Genomic DNA, 16,764 nt, shown 5'->3' on the forward strand with positions numbered 1-16,764 from the left:
AAGGATCAGGAGCGGCGGGCTGCGGCGCGGCGGACCAGTGTGCCGAGGACCTGACCGAAGTCCAGCCCGGCCGCCTGGATCGCCAACGGCAGCAGCGACGTCTCCGTCATGCCGGGCGACACGTTGACCTCCAGCACATGGGGCCGACCGTCGCCGTCGACGATCAGGTCGACGCGGGAGAGGTCACGCAGTCCGAGTGCGGCGTGCGCGGCCAGTGCCACCTCGGCCACCGTACCGGCCACTGTCGGATCGAGGCGGGCCGGTGCGTGCCACGTGGTCCGGCCGGCGGTGTAGCGGGCCGCGTAGTCGTACACGCCGTTGCGGGGCACGATCTCGACCGGCGGCAGCGCCTGCGGCCCGTCGCCCAGGTCGACCACGGAGACCGCCACGTCCATGCCGGCCACGTACTGCTCGACCAGCGCCGTCGAGTCGTACGCGAAGCAACCGACCATCGCGGCCGGGAGTGCTGCGGCGTCCTTGACCACGGCGGCACCCAGGCCCGAGCCGCCCTGCGTCGGCTTGACCATCAACGGCAGCCCCAACCGCTGCACGATCCGGTCGAGCACCGCCACCGCACCCAGCTCGGAGAAGCGGTCGTGCGGCAGGGCCACCCAGTCGGGGGTGGGGATGCCGTTCTCCCGCAGCACGGCCTTGGCCGACGGCTTGTCCCAGGCGAGCCGGGCGGCCCGCGCGTCGCAGCCGACGTAGGGGACGTCGCAGAGGTCGAGCACCCCGCGCAGCGAGCCGTCCTCGCCGGTGGCGCCGTGCAGGGCGATCACCACGGCGTCCGGCGGGTCGGCGGCCAGCGCGGGCAGCAGCGCCACGTCGGCGTCCCGCAGCTCGGCCTCGACCCCGGCGCTGCGCAGCGCGTCGAGCACCCGCCGGCCGGACCGTAGCGAGACGTCCCGCTCGTACGACAGGCCACCCGCGAGCACCAGCACGCGCGGATCGGCAGCGGCGGAATCGGTCACGAGGGAGTGCTCGACGGGAGTGGCAGCCATGCGGGAATCATGCCAAGTCGGGGCCGGGGGCGTCCGGGCCACCCCGCCGGCTCCCGGTCGGGGTGACCGCGCCGAAGACCTGCCGCATGGCGAGGTCCTGCTCCATGACCCGGGCCAGCCGGCGTACCCCCTCGCGGATCCGCTCGGGGGTGGGGAAGGAGAAGTTGAGCCGCATGTTCCCGGTGCCGGTGCCGTCGGCGTAGAAACCGGTGCCCGGCACGTAGGCGACCCGGGCGGCGATGGCGCGCGGCATCATCGCCTTGGCGTCCAGCCCGTCGGGCAGGCTGGCCCAGACGAACAGACCACCGGTGGGCCTGGTCCAGGTGGTGCCCTCGGGCATCAGGTCGTGCAGCGCGCCGAGCAGCGCGTCCCGCCGCTCCCGGTAGATCTCCCGGTAGACCTTGAGCTGCTCGCGCCACGGCATAGTCGACAGGTACGTCGAGACGGCGGCCTGCGCGAAGCCGCTGGGGCAGAGGATCTGCGCCTCGCTGGCGATGACCAGCTTGTCGCGTACCGCGTGCGGAGCCAGGATCCAGCCCACCCGCAGCCCGGGGGCGAAGGTCTTGGAGAAGGTGCTCAGGTAGAACACCCCGTCGCGGCGGCGGGCCCGCAGCGGCGCGGGCGCCTCACCCTCGAAACCCAGCTGACCGTACGGGTCGTCCTCGATCACCAGCAGGCCGGCCCGCTCGCAGAAGTCGAGCACCCGTTCCCGCCGCTCCTCGCTCAGCGTCACGCCGGCCGGGTTCTGGTAGGTGGGGATGGTGTAGAGGAACTTCACCCGCCGGCCGGCGCGGGCCTGGTCGGCGATCGCCACCTCCAGGGCCTCCGGGATGAGCCCGTCGTCGTCCATCGGCACGTGCACGACCTGTGCCTGGGCGGCCTGGAACACCCCGAGTGCGCCGACGTAGGTCGGGCCCTCGGCGAGCACCACGTCACCCGGGTCGAGGAAGAGCCGGGCCACCAGGTCGAGCGCCTGCTGCCCGCCGACGGTGACCACCACGTCGTCCGGGGAGGCGCCGCAGGACGCGTCGATGCCGGAGAGCGCCATCACCTCGCAGATCCGCTCACGCAGCTCCAGGGTGCCCTGGCCGATGCCGTACTGGAGGGTGGTGACGCCGTGCTCGGAGCCGAGCTTGCCGAGCATTTCGCCGACCGCGTCGAGCGGCAACGCGGCGATGTAGGGTGCGCCACCGGCGAGCGAGACGACCTCCGGCCGGCTGGCCACCGCGAAGAGGGCCCGGATCTCCGAGGCGGTCATGCCCCGGACCCGCCGGGCGTACCGGTCGGTGTAGTCGTCGAGCGTCGTTCCGGTCATGACATCACCTCGATCGGGTGTCGGTCGGGCTCCCGCCCGCTGGGGTACCCGCGGTGCCGGCGACCATGGCGGCGCGGATGCACCGGCCGGTCGATCGTAGTCCCCGACGGGGCCGGTCGCCGCTCCCGATCTGGCTCCCGTCCACATCCCGGACGGCCGTCCCCGGCTCGGGTGGGCATTCGCGCGTCCACTCCCGTACGGTCGCCGGGCGGCGTACGATCGCTCGGCGGGGGCTACGATCGCTCGGCGGGCCGCAGCGGGCGACTCGGGGACGCAGCGGGCTGATCTCGCCTCCGAGCCTAAGTGTGGGGATGCTCTGATGTCGCGACGCCTGGTCAGTCTGACCCTCGACACCCTGGAAGACCTGCCTCGCCCGTGCCGGCAGTGCGTCTACTGGGAGCTGGACCCGGTCTCCGCGGAGCGGGCCTGCGCCGGTGGTGACCCGGGGCTGGAGAAGGAGGCCTGGGTCTCCCAGACGCTGCTGGAGTGGGGTTCCTGCGGCAAGCTGGCGTACGTCGACGGGATGCCCGCCGGTTTCGTGATGTACGCGCCGCCGGCCTACGTACCCCGGTCGATGGCCTTTCCGACCTCGCCGGTCTCGGCGGACGCGGCGCTGCTGATGACCGCCAGTGTGGTGCCGGCCTTCGCCGGCGGCGGGCTGGGCCGGATGCTGGTGCAGGGTGTCGCCCGGGATCTGACCAAGCGGGGCATCAAGGCGATCGAGGCGTTCGGCGACGCGAAGTTCGGTGACGAGCCGGACGACTCCGTCCGGGCCTGCGTCGCCCCGACCGACTTCTTCCTCTCGGTGGGCTTCAAGACGGTCCGCCCGCATCCGCGCTACCCACGTCTGCGGCTGGAGCTGCGCACCGCGCTGAGCTGGAAGTCCGACGTCGAGTACGCGTTGGAGAAGCTACTCGGCTCGATGAGCCCGGAAAGCCTGCTCCGCCCGGTCCGCCCCGCCCCGGCCACCCGTTCCAGCGCCAGCTGAGCCGCCCGCACCGCACCGAGCCTCGCCCGCACCGAGCCGGGCGCCGAGCCAGTCGCGCGGAGCAGGCCGCCGCGTCGCCCTTGCCCGTCGGCCGCTCAGTCGCGGACCGCGCCGGCGGCCACCACCGCCCGCAGTGCGCTCACGTCGATCGAGCCGGTCGGCACGTCCCGCTCGACGGGGAAGAACATCCGCTGTACGGCGGCCACGATCGCCTCGACGAGCCGGTCCCGGAACCGGGGATCGACCAGCCGGGACCGGTCCTGCGGGGAGGTCAGGTAGCCCACCTCGACCCGCACGGCGGGCATCCTGGTCAACCGCAGCAGATCCCACGCCTTGGCGTGGGTACGACAGTCCCGCAGCCCGGTCCGCGCGACGATCTCCCGCTGCACCAGCCCGGCCAGTCGTTCCCCGGTGGCCGAGGTGACCCCGTTGTCGGTGCCGTAGTGGTAGGTGGCCACCCCGTCGGCGGCCGGGTTGGCATGGCCGTCGGTGTGCAGCGAGATGAACACGTCCGCGCCGAGCGAGTTGGCCAGCTCCGCCCGGTCGGTGTCCGGCAGGCAGGCCCGGGGCGCCGGGCCACGGGTCAGCTGCACCCGTACCCCGGCTGCGGCGAGCCGGCCCTCCAGCCGGCTGGCCAGGTCGTGCACCAGGTCCGCCTCGGTCCAGCGCAGGTTGCCGTCGGGCACCACCACCCCGGGGTCGGTGCCGCCGTGCCCCGGGTCGATGACGACGGTCCGCCCGACAAGCGTCGGGCCGGACTGCCGGATCGCGTCGGATTCGCGGAGCCACTGGGGGCGTCCGCCGACCACCTTGCGGCCGAGCCGGCGCAGCGCATCCATCGTGTACGGGCCACAGGAGCCGTCCGGCTTCAACCCGACCTCGCGTTGGAACTGCGCCACCGCCCGTGAGGTGCGTACCCCGTAGACGGCGTCGGCGCGGCCTGCGTCGTACCCCATCTCCAGCAGTCGCTCCTGCAACGAGCGGACGTCCTCGCCGGTGAGGGGTTCGGGCACCGCGTGGTAGAGGGTGCGGGCGCCGAGCCGCCAGCGGGCGGCGTCCAGGGCCCGCCAGGTCTCCGCACCCACCCGGCCGTCGGCGCTGAGCCCACGGGACTGCTGGAAGGCCCGGACGGCACGTTCGGTGGCGCTGTCGAACTCGTCGCCGGGGGTGGCCGGAAGGAGGTCCAGGCCGGTCAGGACCGCGCGGATCTCGGTTACGGCCGGTCCGCGGTCACCGGGTCGGATCGGACGCACGTCTGACCCCCTCGGAGGCTGGGCTGCCGGGCACCTTCGCTGACGCCACGCTGCGCGTCCGGTAGGACCAGCGCTTACGGAGCGTACCGTGACCGGGCCGCACCGGGTCGATGTTCACGCAGGTCAGCGCAGTGACGACGGAACCCCGCACCCGAGTGGGGCACGGGGTTCCGGGTGGTACGCCGACGTCAGAGCGCCGACTCGATCAGCCGGACCAGTTCGCCCTTCGGCTTGGCCCCGGCGATCGACTGCACCGGCTCGCCGTTCTTGAAGATGGTCAGGGTCGGCACCGACATCACCCGGTAGGCGCGGGCGGTCTCCGGGTTCTCGTCGATGTTGAGCTTGACGATGGTGACCTGGCCGGCCATCTCGCCCGCGATCTCCTCAAGCAGCGGCGAGACCTTGCGGCACGGCCCGCACCACTCGGCCCAGAAGTCCACCAGGACCGGCTTGTCGGACTTCAGCACGTCGGCGGTGAAGCTGGCGTCCGTGACGACCTTCGTTGCTCCCACAATGACTCTCCTGCTCGGTTGTTGGCGTTGCGGTCGTTCAGCTCAGGGTGGCGATGAACCGTTCGGCGTCGAGCGCGGCGGCGCAGCCCGTACCGGCGGCGGTGATCGCCTGCCGGTAGGTGTGGTCGACCACGTCACCGGCGGCGAAGACACCCGGCACGCTGGTCCGGGTGCTCGGTGCCTGCACCTTCACGTAACCCTCGTCGTCCAGCTCGACCTGGTCGCGGAAGAGTTCACTGCGCGGGTCGTGGCCGATCGCCACGAAGACGCCCGTCACGTCGAGGACCTTGACGTCGCCGGTGTGCACGTTGCGGATCCGGACGCCGGTGACCTTGCCGTCGTCGCCGAGCACCTCCTCGACGGTGCTGTTCCACTCCACCTTGATCTTGTCGTTGCTCAGTGCGCGGTCGGCCATGATCTTGCTGGCCCGGAACGAGTCGCGCCGGTGGATGATGGTGACCGACTCGGCGAACCGGGTGAGGAAGCTGGCCTCCTCCATCGCGGAGTCACCGCCGCCGACCACCACGATGTGCTGGTTGCGGAAGAAGAACCCGTCACAGGTGGCGCAGGACGACACGCCGTGCCCCAGGTACTCCTGCTCACCCGGCACGCCCAGCGGACGCCAGGCCGAGCCGGTGGAGAGGATGACGGCCTTCGCCCGGTAGGCGGTCTGCCCGACCCACACGGTGCTCACCGCGCCGGAACCGGTGTCGCCGGTGTCCTTCAGCTCGACCCGGGTGACGTCGTCGGTGAGGAACTCCGCACCGAACCGCTCGGCCTGCTTGCGCATGTTGTCCATCAGCTCGGGGCCGAGGATGCCGTCGGCGAAACCGGGGAAGTTCTCCACCTCGGTCGTGGTCATCAACGCACCGCCGGACTGCACACCCTCGATCACGAGTGGCTTGAGGTTGGCACGCGCGGCGTAGACCGCCGCCGTGTACCCGGCCGGCCCGGAGCCGATGATGATCAGGTTGCGGACCTCGTCCACTGCCGTCTCCCGATGTGTGTGTACGACATCGGCGGCGTACCGACGTCGATCCGAGCGCCGACGGTTCAGCGACGTCGGCGGCTGACTTGCAGAACGTCATCGTACGAACCGGGGATTCCCGGACCGGTCGTCCGGTGGGTCACGTCACGCGATGCGGGACGAGCGGTGACCGCGCTCTCACCCTACCCGCGCCTGGTAGCGGGTGTCCGCGCCGGATCCCGGCACCCCGCACTCCGCGCCGCTCACCCACGCCCACCGGTCGCCGTCGGGATCGGCGAACCGGACCACCAGCGCCGGCTCACCGTGGAACGTGGCGTAGTCGACCACCTCGACGGTGACCGTCCCGCGGCCGTGCTCGGTCGAGATCTCGGCGAGGCAGGCGTCGAGTGCCGCCCGTGCGGTCAGTCGGTCCAGCCCACCCGGGGTCAACCGGCGCTTGTTCTCCAGGCTCTCGGGGCTCTCCGGGGCGGTGGGACTGATCTGGGTGGTGACGCCGGGGCCGTCTCCGGACTGGAAACCCGAGGGAGTGCCGAGCCGGGGCAGCGGCACGTCCGTGGCACCGCTCAGCGTCGCCGGGGACCAGTCGACACCGCTGCGTCGGGGTTCGCCGGTGAACCGGAACCCGCGTCCCGCGCTCTCCGCGCCGTCCTGCGCCGGCCCGGCCATCGTCGAGGCGGGCGAGTCCTGGCCGGCAGAGCCGTCGAGCAGATTGGCCACGCCGATTCCCACCGTGACCAGCGCCGCCGTGGCGAGGCTGACCGGCCCGGCGAGCCGCACCCAGCGCCGCCGACGGCCGGGGCCGGACGGATCGGCCCGTCCGTCACCGATCCGGTTGCCCGGGGTACGCCGACCGCCCGGCTGCGCCGGCACCGGAGCACCGACCCTGGCCGGTCGCCCGGGCTGGTCGGCTACCTCGGTGTCGGTGTCGGTGGGCACGGCGGTGGCCGGGCCGGCACCGGCGAGTACGGCGGTGAGCCGCTCCACCACGGCCGGAGGCATCTCCGGCGCGGTGGCACCCCAACCTGTCAACTCGTCGTGCACCCGGGCCACGGCGGGGGCGAGCACGGCGTACGCGTCGGCCCAGGTGGCGTCCTCGGCCACCAGGCGGGCGACGACTGTCTGCTCCGGGGTGCCGTCCAGTGCCCCGCCCAGATAGTCGGCGAGCAGGTCGTGGTCGACCTCACTGAACCTGCGGCCCGTCACGTCTCCTCCTGGATGGCGCCCCGCCGGGCCTGCCCCGACCCCGATCGGACGCCGTCGGCCGGCTGCCGGTTCCCGGGTGTGACGTCGGAAACGTCCCGACCCGTCCGGAGGGAGTCGCCGGGTGCGGACACCCCTGCCGGACCGGTACCGGCAGGGCGGGACGTCGGCCCGTCGCCGCCGGTGCGCAGGTGCCCGAGCACCAGGGCCAGCCGGGCCCGGCCCCGGGCGCAGCGACTCTTCACCGTGCCCTCGGCCACGCCGAGGATCCGGGCGACCTCGGCCACCGGGTAGCCCTGCACGTCGACCAGGATCAGCGCGGCCCGTTGCTCGACCGGCAGCCCGGCCAGCGCCTGGCGTACCACCAGGGCGGTGTCGTGGTCGGTGGTCGGGGCGGCCGGTTCGACGCCACCGGTCCGACCGGGCTCGTCGGTGCGGTTGCCGTCGGGCAGCGGGACGGTGGGGTGCGCCTGCCGGCGGCGGATCCGGTCCAGGCAGGCGTTGACCACGATCCGGTGCAGCCAGGTGGTGACGGCGGAATCTCCCCGGAACCGGCCGGCGGCGCGGTGGGCGGAGAGCAGCGCGTCCTGGAGGGCGTCCGCCGCCTCCTCCCGGTCGCCCACGGTCCGCAGGGCCACCGCCCAGAGCCGGTCGCGGTGCCTGTGGAACAGTTCGGTGAAGGCGTCCCGGTCACCGGCCACGTGGGCACGGAGCAGGTCCAGGTCGGTGGTGTCGGCGTGCGGCACCACGACCGCCGACCCGCCGTGCGGCGGGTCGGCCGGGTGCCCGCCGCGACCGACCATCACCACGTCCGGCAGGGGCGGTGACGGGGTCGCGGCCGGCGGATCACGATCCCTGGACCGAGATCTCCTGGACGCCCAGCTTGAAGCCCCGCTCGGTGGAGGGCAGCTCGGTGATCCAGAAAAGCAGGTACTGGTATTTCTGCTCGGGGTCGAAGCCGTCGAAGGCCATCTTGGTGCCGTCGTGCTGCTCGAACGGCTGGCCGATCCGCGTCTTGAAGCCCTTGACCAGGTCCTTGTCGCCCTGCGAGCTGGACGGGAAGTCACCGGTGCCGGTGAACAACGCGGCAGAGACACCGGAATCCGACAGGGTGGCGGTGAGTGACTTGACCGTGTGCTGGGCACCGAGGTCGATCCAGACCCCCATGCCCTTCTTGTAGTTGCTGAAGTTGGCCGAGTAGTAGGTGTCGGTCTCCCAACCCTTGTTCTCGTCGCCGTCCATCATCTTCTCGGCGTCACCCAGCTCGTTGCGCTGCCGACTGTCCGGGTCGATGATCCGGATGTCCTGGATGGCCAGCTTGCGTACGACGGGGGCCGGGGTGGCGTCGCCGGCCGGGGCGCTGGTGGAGGGACGGGCCACCGGCTCGGTCTCCGGGCTGTCGTCGCGGCCCAGGGTGGCGATGCCGATGAGCAGGCCGACCAGGGCGACCGCCAGCAGACCGGCGATGCCGATCGCGACCTTCCGGCCGCCCGCGGCGGCGAGCGGCGAGCGGTCCTCCACCCCGTCCGCGGTGAACCGGATGGTGCCGGTCTGGTCGAGGAAGTGGTCCTCGGCGGGGATGTCGAGCCGGCTCAGCTCGGCGGAGAGCACGTCCGACGACGGCGGGGCGATCTCGGCGTCGAGCAGGTCCATGGTCAGGTCGTCGAGGTACGCCGGCACACCGGCCCGGACCTGCCGGGGGGCGGCGATTGCTCCGCTGGCGTCGCGGACGGCGTCCGGGATGCCAGCCCGGCCGTGGCCGGCGGTCGCGCCGCGTAGCGGGGCCTCGGCGTGCGGCCAGTGCCCGGTGAGGGCGAAGTAGAGGATGCCGCCCACCGCGCGGATGTCGGCTTCCTGGCTGTCCTCGCCGTCGGTGCGGGCGTCGGCCAGCACCACCCGGCCGTCGTCGCTGATCATCACGGTGCCCGGGTGCACGTTGCCGTGGACCATCCCGGTGGCGTGCACGGCGGCGATGGCGCTGGCGACGGCGTTGCCGATGGCGGTGGCGCGGGCCGGGTCCAACGGCCCGTCGGCGACCAGTTCACGCAGTGATCTGCCGTCGACCCACTCCCGGACGACGTACGCCCGGACGTCCTCGTCGATGGCGTCGTAGACGCCGACCAGGTTGGGGTGGATGACCCGGCTGGCGGCCACCGCCGCCTGGAGCATCTCGGTGGCGGACTCACCACCCGGGTAGCGGAGCACGACCGCCACGGGTCGGCGCAGGATGACGTCGACCCCCCGCCAGACCAGGCGCCCGGCACTGTCGTTGTTGATGTGCTCGACCAGCTCGTACCGCTCGGCGAGGATCTCACCGGCTGTGGGAGCACCGAAGGTCATGATGGGAGGAGCAGTTTCCTCCGCCTCCTGACCCTCGCCGACCTGGGTCACCCGTCCTCCCTCGGTGATCGTGTCGATCGATGGACCCGCGCTGCTGGGCATGTGGCTTCCCGCTCCGCCGTCGATGGAACCGACCGGCGGCGTCGACGCGAGGCGTCGGCCACCTACCGTGTCCGTCGACAGCGACCTTACCCGGACCGCCCGTCATCCCGACATGTCATCTTCCCGCCGCGCGCGACGAGCTGTCGTATATGGCGGATTACGTCCGTTTACGGTCACTCTCGTCCGCGTTGCCGGCACATGTACTGGCCAATCTAGACGCCTGTCGCAAGTCGCCGACCTCCGGGCCGACCCGCCCGTGACAACCCGGTGGCGGTCGGTCAGGTTCCCCCCGAACGGCCGCACATGCTCAACCGTACGGCTGGTTATCCACAGGCCCTTACGGTGGCTGACCCGGGGATCACCGAGTTATCCACAGGCGTGTCCCCAGGCTGGTGATCCTCGTTCACCCTGCGTGTCCTCTGCCCGGCGTCGCGCCCGCGGCCAGCGGATCAGCGGCCGAGTCGTCGGCGGACCATCCCGACCACCTCGGTGATCTCGCCGATCCGCAGCACCATGGCCAGGCCGAGGTACGTCCCGCCGATCACCGCGCCGCCGAGGACCAGCCGCAGCGCCGCCGCCGTCCAACTCAGGTTGCCCGGATCGCCGGGGAGCAGGTTGACCACCAGCAGGCCGACCAGCGCCGCGCCCAGCGCCGCCACCACCACCTTGCCCATGGTCCGCATGATCCGGCCCAGCCCGATCCGGCCCACCCGGGGCCGGAGCAGCATCGCCGAGATCACCGCCGCCGCCACGTACGAGACGGCGTTGCCGAGCATCATGCCCGCCGCCGCGAAGGTGGCCGAGAAAGCGACGAAGACCCCGATCTGGACCGCCACCCGCAGGATCACCACCGGGATGTTGACCAGGGCCGGGGTCCGGGTGTCCGGCAGCGCGTAGAAGGCGAAGGTGAACAGCTGGCTGATCGCGAACGGCACCAGACCCAGCGCGGCGACCAGCAGCACCAGCGAGGTGGCCAGCGCGTTGTCGCCGGTGAACGCGCCGTACTGGAAGACCACCACCGAGATCGGGCCGGCCAGCACCGCGTAGCAGACCGCGATCGGGGCGAGCACCGCCGTCACCATCCGGGTGCCCCGGGACAGGTCGGCGGTCACGTCGGCGAACCGGCCCTCGGCGGCGGCGGCGCTCATCCGGGGCATCAGCGCCGTGATGATCGAGACGGCGATGATGCCGTGCGCCATCATCAGCAGCAGGAAGACGTTGTTGTAGATCAGCAGGCCGGCATTGTTCTCGTCACCACCGGCGGCCCTGGTGAGCAGGTTGACCACCACGAAGAGACCGAGCTGGTTGACCGCGACGTAGCAGAACATCCAGCCGCCGAGCCGGGCCAGCTCGCGCAGCCCCAGCTCCCGGAAGTCGAACCGCAGCTTCCACCGGAAACCCACCTTGCGCAGCGCCGGCAGCAGCCCGGCGGCCTGCACCGCCACGCCGAGCAGGGTGCCCCCGCCGACCAGCAGGATCCGGTCCCAACCGATGCCCTCCGGACCCAGCGCCTTCGCGCCGTACACCGCGATGTAGAGGCCGAAGGTGCCGATGACGACCAGGTTGTTGAGGATCGGCGCCCACATCGGGGCGGCGAAGTGACCCCGGGTGTTCAGCACCGCGGCGATCAACGCGCTGACGCCGGTGAAGAACAACATCGGCAGCATCAGGTAGGACAGGTTGGTGACCAGGCCGGTGTAGGCCGCGTTCTTGCCGCCGGCGTAGAGCGTGGTCAGGGTCGAGGCCAGCAGCAGGGCGAGGACCACGGTGACCGCGAGGGCCAGCACCGCGAGGGTCAACAGCCGCTGGGCGTACGCCTCGCCCCGGTCCGGGTCGGCCTTGCGCCGGCGGACCAGCACCGGGATCAGCACGCTGGTCAGCACGCCGCCGAGCAGGAACTCGTACACCTGGTTGGGCAGGAACTGGGCGGTGGTGAACGCGTCGCCGACCGCGCTGCCCAGCGCGGCGCCGATCATCAGGTTGCGGACGAAGCCGGTACCCCGGCTGACCAGGCTGCCCACCGCCATCACCGCGCTGTTCGCCGCGGCGCTGGTCTCGGCGACCACCTCCTGCGGCGGCGCGGTCGCCTCCACCCCCGGCTGGTTCAGCGGATCGGCGGAGATGAACGTCGCCCCGTCGTACGGCCGGAGACCGTCGTCACCCTGCGCGGCGTTCGCGCTGCGGTAGAGCCCGCCGCTCATCTCCAGCCTCCCGGGAATTACGTCGGAGCCGGAACCGGTCCGCACGTCCATGACCATAGTCAACCCGGACCGGACACCCGCGCCCGGCGGATCGGTCCCCGTCCCCGCCCGATAGGCTGGCGATCCCATGTCCGAAGCCTCCGCACCCCAGGCCGCCGAGCGCCGTGAGTTGACCGCCGCGCAGCGCAACGCCGTCGCCGAACTGCTCCGCGTCTCCCCGGTCGCCGACGAGCTGGGCCGCCGGTTCGCCCGCGCCGGTCACGAGCTGCACCTGGTGGGTGGGTCGGTGCGCGACGCCCTGCTCGGTCGGCTCGGCGACGACCTGGACTTCTGCACCGACGCCCACCCCGACCAGACGCTGGGGATCATCAAGGGCTGGGCCGAGGCGATCTGGGAGACCGGTCGGGAGTTCGGCACCATCGGCTGCCAGCGCGACGGCCTCCGGCTGGAGGTCACCACCTTCCGCGCCGAGGCGTACGACCAGGTCAGCCGCAACCCGGTCGTCGAGTACGGCACCAACCTCACCGACGACCTGAAGCGGCGTGACTTCACCGTCAACGCGATGGCGGTCAGCCTCCCCGAGCACCGGTTCACCGACCCGTACGGCGGGCTGGACGACCTGGCCGCCAGGATCATCCGTACCCCTGGCACACCGGCCGAGTCGTTCGGCGACGACCCGCTGCGGATGCTGCGGGCCGCCCGGTTCGCCGCCCAGCTCTGCTTCGCCGTCCACCCCGACGTGCGTACCGCGATGACCGCGATGTCCGCCGACCTGGACCGGATCACCGCCGAGCGGATCCGCGACGAGTTCACCAAGCTGCTCTGCGGCGTCGACCCGATCACCGGGCTGCGGCTGCTCGTCGACACCGGGCTGGCCGACCGGTTCCTGCCCGAGCTGACCGGTCTCAAGCTGACCATCGACGAGCACGCCCAGCACAAGGACGTCTACGAGCACACGTTGACCGTGGTCAGCAACGCGGTGTCGTACGAGACGGACGGCTGTGACTTCGTGCTCCGGATGGCCGCGCTCATGCACGACGTGGGCAAGCCGGCCACCAAGGCGGTCGGGTCGGACGGCCGGGTCAGCTTCCACCACCACGAGGTGGTCGGCGCCCGGTTGACCAAGGCCCGGATGAAGGCCCTGCGCTACCCGAAGGACGTCACCGCCCAGGTCACCAAGCTGGTCGGCCTGCACCTGCGGTTCTACGGCTACGGCCGGGGCGAGTGGACCGACTCGGCCGTCCGCCGGTATGTCACCGACGCCGGTGACCTGGTGACCCGGCTGCACAAGCTGACCCGCTCGGACTGCACCACCCGTAACCGGCGCAAGGCCGCCCAGCTCGCCGCCGACTACGACGCGCTGGAGGAGCGGATCACCCGGATCGCCGCCGAGGAGGACCTGGCCCGGGTCCGGCCCGACCTGGACGGCAACGCGATCATGGAGCTGCTCGGCGTACCGCCGGGTCCGCTTGTCGGCCGGGCCTGGCAGCACCTCAAGGAGCTGCGCCTGGAACGCGGCCCGCTCGACCGCGACGAGGCCGAGGCGGAACTGCTCCGCTGGGCCCACGACCAGGGCCTGCGCTGACGTACGCGAAAGGGGCCGCCCGGAATCCGGACGGCCCCTTCGGCGTGGGTCAGCGGGTCTCGACCGCGCTGCCGTCGACCGGCGGCCTGCCGTTGGCCGGGGACCCGGTCGACGCCGAGCCCAGTTTGGCGAGCAGGGCCGGCAGGTCGATGCCGGTGAGGTCGGAGCCGAGCTGGAGGCCCTGGGCCACGTTCCCGGCGACCGACTTGGTAAGCGAGGACGCCCCGTCGGTGGAGATCACCGTCAGCTTGTCGATAGCGCCGATCGGGGCGCTGGCCGCCTCGACCACCTGCGGCAGCACCCGGACCAGCAGGTCCAGCACGGCCGCCTCGCCGTACGCGGCGAACGCCTCGGCCTTGCGGGCCATCGCGTCGGCCTCGGCCTGGCCCCGGGCCAGAATGGCGGTGGCCTCGGCCTGACCCTCCCGCTCGACCGCCTCGGCGATCGCGGACCGTCGACGCTGCTCGGCCTCGCCCTCCTTGGCACCCTCGATCGCGTTCGCCTCGGCCAGCGCCGCCCGGCGGGCCCGCTCACCCTCACCGGTGAGCCGGGCCTGCTCGGCGGAGGCCTGGGCGGCGGCGATGGTGGCCTGCCGCTGCGCGTCCGCGCTCAGCACCGCCGCGTTGCGGGACGCCTCGGCCTCCTGCTCCACCTTGTACCGGGCCGCGTCGGCCGGCTTGCGGACCTCGGTGTCGAGCTGACGCTGCTTGAGCTCGGCGTTACGCTCGGCCACCTTCTGCTGCTCGGAGAGGATCGCCTGGTCCCGCTCGGCCTGGGCGAGCGGCCCGGCCGCCGCCGACTTCGCCTTCGCCGCGTCGATCTCGGCCTGGATGCCCGCCTGCTTCAGCGACAGGTTCCGGTTCGCCTCGGCGATCGCCTCCTCGGCCAGCAGCCGCTCCTGCTCGGCCTGCTGCCGGGCGCGGGCCTCGGCGATGGCCGCGTCCTTGAGCACCCGGGCCGCCTCCGGCCGACCCAGGTCCTGCAGGTACGACCCCTCGGCGAGGATGTCCTGGAGCTGGAAGGTGTCGAGCACCAGCCCCTGGTTGGTCATCGAGTGCTCGGCCTCCTCGGCGACCGCGTTGGCGAACGCGGCCCGGTCCCGGATGACCTCCTCGACGGTGAGCCTGCCGACGATCGAGCGCAGCGCGCCGGCCAGCACCTCCCGGGTGAAGTTGTCGATCTCGTCCTGCTGGTGCAGGAACCGCTGGGCGGCGGCGCGGATCGCGTCCTCGGTGCCGCCGACCTTGACGATGGCGACGCCGTGCAGGTCGGCCCGGATGCCCTGCTTGCTGACCGCGCCCCGGATGCCGACGTCGATGCGGCGGCTGGACAGGTCGAGCGACTGGAGCTTCTGCACCACCGGCAGCACGAAGACCGACGCGCCGAGGACGACCTTCTGGCCGGAGTTGTCGGTGGACCGACCGCCGTCGGCGGTCTGCGTGGTCCGGCCCTTGCGGCCGGTGACGATGAACGCCTCGTTCGGGCCGGCCACCTTGATCCGGGAGAGCACGAACATCACGAGGACGAGGGCGAGGACGACCGCGCCGCCGATGGCGATGAGGAGAGGCATGGTGGTTCCGTCTCTGCGAGAAGAGGGTCAGTAGGTCTCGACGTGCACGCTGGTCTCGCTCAGCGTCTGCACCACGAAGATCTGCGCACCGAGCGGGATGGGCTCGTCGGCACGGGCGTTGAGTTTCACCGGCTGGCCGGCGACGCGTACCCGCACCTCGCCGTAGCCGCCGGTCGGGATCGGGGTGACCACCAGGCCGAGCGCGCCGACCAGGTCGTCCCGGGTGGGGGTGGCGTCGGTGCGCATGTTGCGCGCCGCCCGGGTCAGTCGGCCCGCCAGCCACGCGGTGGGCACGGCGGCGAGCACGCCCCCGCCGACCGCCGCCGCGATCATCCCCGGGGTACGCCCGCCGAGCAGTTCGTTGACGATGGCCGCGCCGAAGCCGAACGCGCCGAGGAAGCCGGCGACCGCCTCGACGGAGACCGGACCGTCGACGTCGGGATGACCGAAATGGAGGATTTCGCCGCCGAGCAGGGCCAGCGCCAGCACGCCGACGCCCGCCCCACCGATGATCAGAAAGATGAGCGTCCCCGTGGCCACGACCTGCACGGTAGCGACCCGACGCAACGTCCCGCGTGATCATTTCGGGGTGACAGCGCCGTCCGTTCGGTCAGCGAAGTGATCGACGTCTCCGAACCCACCACACCGGCGCAGGTGACGTATCCCGACGGCATGAACAGCGCGAAGGCCGTCTTCGACGGCAGACAGTGGAGCATCTCGTACGGGAGCTGAGGGCCGGGCGGTGGCCAGGTGGCCCGGTGGGGCGGGAAGAATGGCCGGCATGCGTTGGACCGTGCTGGACTCGCCGATCGGGGACTTCTCCGTGGCCACCGACGGGACGGCGGTCTGTGGCACGCACTTCGGCCGGGTCACCTCGGCCGACGACGAGCCCGGCGACACGCTGGCTGGTCAGGCGGTCACGGAGCTGCGGGCGTACTTCGCCGGTGAGCTGACCGGGTTCTCCGTGCCGGTGGTGATGCCGCGCGGCTCCGAGTTCGAGCGTGCCGTGTGGCGTGAGATGACCCGCATCCCGTACGGGGAGACACTCACCTACGGCGAGGTGGCCCGGCGGGTCGGCGACCCGGGCGCGGCGCGGGCGGTCGGGGTGGCCTGCAACCGCAACCCGGTCCCGGTGATCGTCCCCTGTCACCGGATCGTGGGCGCGGGCGGGAAGCTGGTCGGCTTCGGTGGCGGGCTGCCCCGCAAGGTCACGTTGCTGGAGTTGGAAGCAGGTGTCGCCCTGCGCCGCGCCTGGTCGTGACAACCAGCCGTCAGGCAGCCCGGAGCCGCGCTCGGGGCACCGACGCCCGGGGTCACTTCCGCCCGGGGCCGAGATCGCGCGGGACCCGGGCGGCCCGAGGCCGATATCACGCTCGAACCAGGATGTCAACACCGTTGCGTTAGGTGGAACGGCTGTTCGTCGACCACCGCTGCCTCGCCGATCATGGAGTTGTGGTGGGTGACAGAACACCCGTGGAACCCCCAAAGTCGGCACCACCACTCCATGATCGCCAAGCGGGCCCACCTCGCTCCCCGATCGGGCACTTCCTGTCCCGGGTTGACCAGCCGTCCACGGCGTTAACGCAACGGTGTTGACCAGGATGTAGTGGTCTGGTGGTCGCCGGAAGGCCACTACATCCTGGAACCAGCGCGATTTTGCCGAGGAGGATCTCTGCCGTCGGCTGGCGTCGTACCTGGAGGAGCGTTCG

The 16,764-nt window shown here is 72.0% G+C and carries 14 protein-coding genes; 3 read left to right on the top strand and 11 right to left on the bottom strand.

Features of this window, described 5'->3' with window-relative positions; genetic code table 11:
* Nucleotides 1–5 precede the first annotated feature (5 nt).
* Nucleotides 6–1,001, bottom strand: a complete 996-nt coding sequence (locus AC0AIB_RS01685; RefSeq protein ID WP_328341712.1) for a D-alanine--D-alanine ligase family protein — start codon at nucleotides 999–1,001, stop codon at nucleotides 6–8.
* Nucleotides 1,002–1,008: 7 nt separating this feature from the next.
* Nucleotides 1,009–2,316, bottom strand: coding sequence for an aminotransferase-like domain-containing protein (locus AC0AIB_RS01690; RefSeq protein WP_465095857.1), 1,308 nt, complete (start codon nucleotides 2,314–2,316; stop codon nucleotides 1,009–1,011).
* A 319-nt stretch (nucleotides 2,317–2,635) separates the two neighbouring features.
* Between AC0AIB_RS01690 and AC0AIB_RS01695 the strand changes: the two genes are divergently transcribed.
* Nucleotides 2,636–3,304, top strand: a complete 669-nt coding sequence (locus AC0AIB_RS01695; protein ID WP_328341716.1) for a GNAT family N-acetyltransferase — start codon at nucleotides 2,636–2,638, stop codon at nucleotides 3,302–3,304.
* Nucleotides 3,305–3,399: 95 nt separating this feature from the next.
* Here AC0AIB_RS01695 and AC0AIB_RS01700 read toward each other — a convergent pair whose 3' ends face one another.
* The 7 genes from AC0AIB_RS01700 to murJ all read right to left on the bottom strand — a co-directional run bounded on the left by AC0AIB_RS01700 (nucleotide 3,400) and on the right by murJ (nucleotide 11,900).
* Entirely contained in the window at nucleotides 3,400–4,557 is a 1,158-nt protein-coding gene (locus AC0AIB_RS01700; protein WP_328341718.1) for an N-acetylmuramoyl-L-alanine amidase, read from the bottom strand.
* Between the two features lie 188 nt (nucleotides 4,558–4,745).
* On the bottom strand, nucleotides 4,746–5,069 hold the full coding sequence (trxA, locus tag AC0AIB_RS01705; protein WP_088643651.1) for a thioredoxin: 324 nt from the start codon (nucleotides 5,067–5,069) through the stop codon (nucleotides 4,746–4,748).
* 37 nt (nucleotides 5,070–5,106) lie between these two features.
* The gene (gene trxB, locus AC0AIB_RS01710; protein ID WP_328341721.1) at nucleotides 5,107–6,057 is read right to left on the bottom strand and encodes a thioredoxin-disulfide reductase; all 951 of its coding nucleotides are present in this window, start codon (nucleotides 6,055–6,057) and stop codon (nucleotides 5,107–5,109) included.
* A 177-nt stretch (nucleotides 6,058–6,234) separates the two neighbouring features.
* The gene (locus AC0AIB_RS01715) at nucleotides 6,235–7,260 is read right to left on the bottom strand and encodes a hypothetical protein (protein ID WP_465095858.1); all 1,026 of its coding nucleotides are present in this window, start codon (nucleotides 7,258–7,260) and stop codon (nucleotides 6,235–6,237) included.
* Nucleotides 7,257–8,060 (bottom strand): RNA polymerase sigma factor SigM, encoded by an 804-nt coding sequence (gene sigM / locus AC0AIB_RS01720; RefSeq protein ID WP_465095915.1) that lies wholly within the window; start codon nucleotides 8,058–8,060, stop codon nucleotides 7,257–7,259. The genes AC0AIB_RS01715 and sigM overlap by 4 nt, the downstream gene beginning before the upstream one ends.
* Nucleotides 8,061–8,103: 43 nt before the next feature.
* Nucleotides 8,104–9,699, bottom strand: a complete 1,596-nt coding sequence (locus tag AC0AIB_RS01725) for a protein kinase family protein (protein WP_328341726.1) — start codon at nucleotides 9,697–9,699, stop codon at nucleotides 8,104–8,106.
* Between the two features lie 449 nt (nucleotides 9,700–10,148).
* Nucleotides 10,149–11,900 carry a murein biosynthesis integral membrane protein MurJ gene (murJ, locus tag AC0AIB_RS01730; RefSeq protein ID WP_328348989.1) on the bottom strand — a complete coding sequence of 584 codons (1,752 nt, stop codon included), beginning with the start codon at nucleotides 11,898–11,900 and terminating at the stop codon, nucleotides 10,149–10,151.
* 127 nt (nucleotides 11,901–12,027) lie between these two features.
* Between murJ and AC0AIB_RS01735 the strand changes: the two genes are divergently transcribed.
* Nucleotides 12,028–13,485 (top strand): CCA tRNA nucleotidyltransferase, encoded by a 1,458-nt coding sequence (locus AC0AIB_RS01735; RefSeq protein WP_328341728.1) that lies wholly within the window; start codon nucleotides 12,028–12,030, stop codon nucleotides 13,483–13,485.
* Nucleotides 13,486–13,534: 49 nt separating this feature from the next.
* Here the strand turns inward: AC0AIB_RS01735 and AC0AIB_RS01740 are convergent, their stop codons facing one another.
* Nucleotides 13,535–15,055 carry a flotillin family protein gene (locus AC0AIB_RS01740; RefSeq protein WP_328341730.1) on the bottom strand — a complete coding sequence of 507 codons (1,521 nt, stop codon included), beginning with the start codon at nucleotides 15,053–15,055 and terminating at the stop codon, nucleotides 13,535–13,537.
* A 27-nt stretch (nucleotides 15,056–15,082) separates the two neighbouring features.
* Nucleotides 15,083–15,604, bottom strand: a complete 522-nt coding sequence (locus AC0AIB_RS01745) for a hypothetical protein (protein ID WP_328341732.1) — start codon at nucleotides 15,602–15,604, stop codon at nucleotides 15,083–15,085.
* 232 nt (nucleotides 15,605–15,836) lie between these two features.
* Between AC0AIB_RS01745 and AC0AIB_RS01750 the strand changes: the two genes are divergently transcribed.
* Nucleotides 15,837–16,316: a methylated-DNA--[protein]-cysteine S-methyltransferase gene (locus AC0AIB_RS01750; RefSeq protein ID WP_328341734.1), complete on the top strand. Its 480-nt coding sequence runs from the start codon at nucleotides 15,837–15,839 to the stop codon at nucleotides 16,314–16,316.
* Nucleotides 16,317–16,764: the final 448 nt, after the last annotated feature.

The sequence above is a fragment of the Micromonospora sp. DSM 43699 genome, from assembly GCF_055517075.1.

Coding starts and splice junctions, on each gene's coding strand:
- murJ (WP_328348989.1), bottom strand. CDS start 11,900: ATGAGCGGCGGGCTCTACCGCAGCGCGAACGCCGCGCAGGGTGACGAC.
- AC0AIB_RS01690 (WP_465095857.1), bottom strand. CDS start 2,316: ATGACCGGAACGACGCTCGACGACTACACCGACCGGTACGCCCGGCGG.
- AC0AIB_RS01685 (WP_328341712.1), bottom strand. CDS start 1,001: ATGGCTGCCACTCCCGTCGAGCACTCCCTCGTGACCGATTCCGCCGCT.
- AC0AIB_RS01725 (WP_328341726.1), bottom strand. CDS start 9,699: ATGCCCAGCAGCGCGGGTCCATCGATCGACACGATCACCGAGGGAGGA.
- AC0AIB_RS01735 (WP_328341728.1), top strand. CDS start 12,028: ATGTCCGAAGCCTCCGCACCCCAGGCCGCCGAGCGCCGTGAGTTGACC.
- AC0AIB_RS01750 (WP_328341734.1), top strand. CDS start 15,837: ATGCGTTGGACCGTGCTGGACTCGCCGATCGGGGACTTCTCCGTGGCC.
- AC0AIB_RS01695 (WP_328341716.1), top strand. CDS start 2,636: ATGTCGCGACGCCTGGTCAGTCTGACCCTCGACACCCTGGAAGACCTG.
- sigM (WP_465095915.1), bottom strand. CDS start 8,060: ATGGTCGGTCGCGGCGGGCACCCGGCCGACCCGCCGCACGGCGGGTCG.
- AC0AIB_RS01740 (WP_328341730.1), bottom strand. CDS start 15,055: ATGCCTCTCCTCATCGCCATCGGCGGCGCGGTCGTCCTCGCCCTCGTC.